The sequence below is a fragment of the Spongiactinospora gelatinilytica genome (genome assembly GCF_003236385.1).
Lineage (GTDB): Bacteria > Actinomycetota > Actinomycetes > Streptosporangiales > Streptosporangiaceae > Spongiactinospora > Spongiactinospora gelatinilytica.
In genome coordinates this window covers 1-3003 of sequence record NZ_POUA01000583.1, presented here as the reverse complement: position 1 = coordinate 3003, position 3003 = coordinate 1, and the positions used below count along the sequence as shown (strand labels likewise).

Genomic DNA, 3003 nt, shown 5'->3' with positions numbered 1-3003 from the left:
GCCCAAGCCCCCCAGCTCCATGTTGGTGACCTGCGCCCCGGTGGGCAGCACGACGGCCCCCACCGCCACCATGACGTAGGCCGCGGGACGCGCGCCGCCCAGCGAGGCCACGGCGAGCAACGCGACCAGCGCCAGCAGGGACGCGAGCAGCACCACCGGCACGGGCCAGGCGTTGGAGATCGCGAACCCCAGCACCGCGATCCCGGCGGCCGGCACCACGGTGAGCGCGAGCCCGTGCCGGGTCGGATCGGCATGCGCCGCCGTCGTCGTGCGCCCATGCCGCCGGCCCGGCTCGGCGTGGGCCGCTGCCGGCGTACGGCCAGGTGCGCCCGGCCCGGCGGCGACCTCGGGCGACCGAGCGCCACGCGCCGACGTCCGGAGCATCATGTAGACGGCGGCGAGCGCCAGCGCGATGCCGGTCAGCAGCGGGTAGGGCTGCAAAGCCACCTGCCACGCCGCCACGTCGTCGAGCGGCCACAGCGCCAGAGCCTGCGCGCCGAGCATGCTCATCGCGAGCGTCGCCGCCCACAGCGCGCGCAGCGGGGCGGGGCGCTCCCGCACCGCCACCAGGGTGGCGGGCACCAGCAGGCCCGCCCCCACGCCGTGCAGGGCACGCAGTACGCCGACCAGCATGGGCGTGCCGGCGAACCCGCCCGCCACGTCGGCGACCGCGAGCACGGTCAGCCCGCCGACCAGGACGGGCGCGGCGGGCACGCGGCGCACGAGCAGCGCGGCGAACGGCACGGTCAGCATCATCGCGGGCAGCGCGAGCCCGTGGGCGCGGACCATGTCGGCGGTCGGCACTCCGGGCGGCAGCAGCGCGGACACCACCGAGATCGTGTTGGGCACCGCGACGATCGCCAGCGGGAGCGCGACCATGACTAGCAGCCCGAGCACCACGTCATGGAGGCGGGAGACTCGCGTGTCGCGCGCGTTCGTCGTATGCATCGGCTTCGTCGCCTTCGTCGTCGAAGGTCCGCCGGTCGCCGCCTGGGACCGCTCAGTGAGGGGGTCGGCCATGTCCGCCGACTTTAGCGTGAAGTCACGCCCTCGACACGGCGAGCGACGAATATCGCCGTTATCCACAGTGCGGCGAAGATCACACCGAGGAAGAACATCGGGAACACCAGGAAACCGGTGGCGATCACGACCGCCTGGAGCACGCTCCCGAGGATGTACCCGAACGGCCGCTTCAGCAGCGCCGCGGCCACCACGCACACGACGGCCACGCCCAGTCCGACCGCCAGCGCGGTGCCCGGGGGCGTGCCGTTCAGGTTGATCGCCACCGGCGCGGTCAAGGCCACCACGATCGCCTCCATGCCGAGCACGGTGGAGCCCAACCGCCGCATACCCGGCGTCACCTGGAACGTCTTGCGTGCCACGGCATCCCTCCTGTCATCACTTCCGACCACTGCCCCGCCTCGCGTCCGCCCGGCCCGCTCACGCGCCTTCCACGTGCAGCAGGTGCCTGGCGTCTCCAGCCGTCACCACCGAACCGGTGATCAGCACCCCCGCGCCACCGAACTCGCCATCTTCATCGGCCAGCCCCACCGCCGTGTCGATGGCATCGTCGAGCCTGTCCGCGACCCGCACACGGTCCGCGCCGAACAGTCCCTCCGCCAGCTCCGCCAGCTCGGCGGGCTCCATGGACCGGGGAGAGGAGTTGCGGGTCACCACGATCTCCGACAGGACCGGCTCCAGCAGATCCAGCAGGCCCCTGACGTCCTTGTCCGCCATCACGGCGACGACGCCGATCAGGCGGGCGAAGTCGAAGGACTCGTGGACCGCCTCGATGGTCGCCTGCATGCCCCCGGGGTTGTGCGCGGCGTCCACCAGGACGGTGGGGCCGCGCCGGGCGACCTCCAGCCGGCCCGGCGAGGAGGCGGTGGCGAACGCCTGCCGTACGAGTTCCTGGTCCAACGGATCGTCGCCGGCGGTCAGGACCTCCACGGCCGCCAGGGCGCAGGCGGCGTTGCTCGCCTGGTGGGCGCCGTACAGGGGGAGGAAGACCTCCTCATAGACCCCCTTGAGACCCTGCAGCCGGAGCAACTGGCCGCCGAGCGCCACCTCGTGTCCCAGGACCCCGAACTCCAGCCCCTCACGCGCGACGACGGCCTCCACCTCCGCAGCCCTGCGCATCAGCACCTCGGCGGCGGTCACGTCCTGCTGCGCGAGCACGGCCGTGATGTGCGGCTTGATGATCCCGGCCTTCTCTTCGGAGATGGTCGCGACATCGTCGCCCAGGTATTCGGTGTGGTCCAGGGAGATCGGCGTGATCACGGCCACCGCGGGGTCGACGACGTTCGTCGCGTCCCAGGTGCCGCCCATCCCGGTCTCGATCACCGCGATGTCGACCGGCGCGTCCGCGAACGCCGCGAACGCCATCACGGTCAGCGTCTCGAAGAAAGAGACCTTGCCGACCTGCTTGTCGATCAACTCGATGTACGGCAGGACGTCCTGGTACACCTCGACGAACCGCTCCTCCGACAGCGGGACGCCGTCCACACAGATCCGCTCCCGCACCGAGGTCAGATGCGGACTGGTGAACCTGCCCACGCGCAGGTTGCGCCGCGCCAGCAGGCTCTCCGTCAGGCGTGCGGTACTGGTCTTGCCGTTCGTGCCGGCCAGGTGTACGACCGGGTAGGAGCGCTGTGGCGAACCGAGGAGATCCATCAACGCCACGATCCGGTCGAGCGTCGGGTCGAACTGCCACTCGACGCCGCGCCCCATGATGGCCTGTTCTACCGCGCGATACTCCACAGGACCAACCCTACTGACCCGACGCGGTGGTGAATCCGCTGACCCACGGGCGGGTCCTGATCGAGGGCATGAAAAAAGGGCCCTGACACATGAAAATGTGTCGGACCCTTTTCTCTTTATTCAATGATTGTGCGGCAGCGACCTACTCTCCCACACCGTCCCCAGTGCAGTACCATCAGCGCAGGCAGGCTTAACTTCCGGGTTCGGAATGTAACCGGGTGTCTCCCCACCGCCATAACCACC

3 protein-coding genes and 1 rRNA gene are annotated in these 3003 nt (G+C 70.5%); all 4 read right to left on the bottom strand.

Annotated features, from left to right (window positions below):
* A partial coding sequence (locus tag C1I98_RS37260) for an MFS transporter (protein WP_146607877.1) occupies positions 1-897 on the bottom strand: 897 nt, incomplete at its 3' end.
* A gap of 134 nt (positions 898-1031) precedes the next feature.
* Positions 1032-1382 carry a DUF4233 domain-containing protein gene (locus C1I98_RS37255; RefSeq protein WP_233508517.1) on the bottom strand — a complete coding sequence of 117 codons (351 nt, stop codon included), beginning with the start codon at positions 1380-1382 and terminating at the stop codon, positions 1032-1034.
* Between the two features lie 58 nt (positions 1383-1440).
* The gene (locus tag C1I98_RS37250) at positions 1441-2730 is read right to left on the bottom strand and encodes a bifunctional folylpolyglutamate synthase/dihydrofolate synthase (RefSeq protein WP_111171962.1); all 1290 of its coding nucleotides are present in this window, start codon (positions 2728-2730) and stop codon (positions 1441-1443) included.
* 159 nt (positions 2731-2889) lie between these two features.
* Positions 2890-3003, bottom strand: a 5S ribosomal RNA gene (gene rrf / locus C1I98_RS37245); the annotation flags it as partial.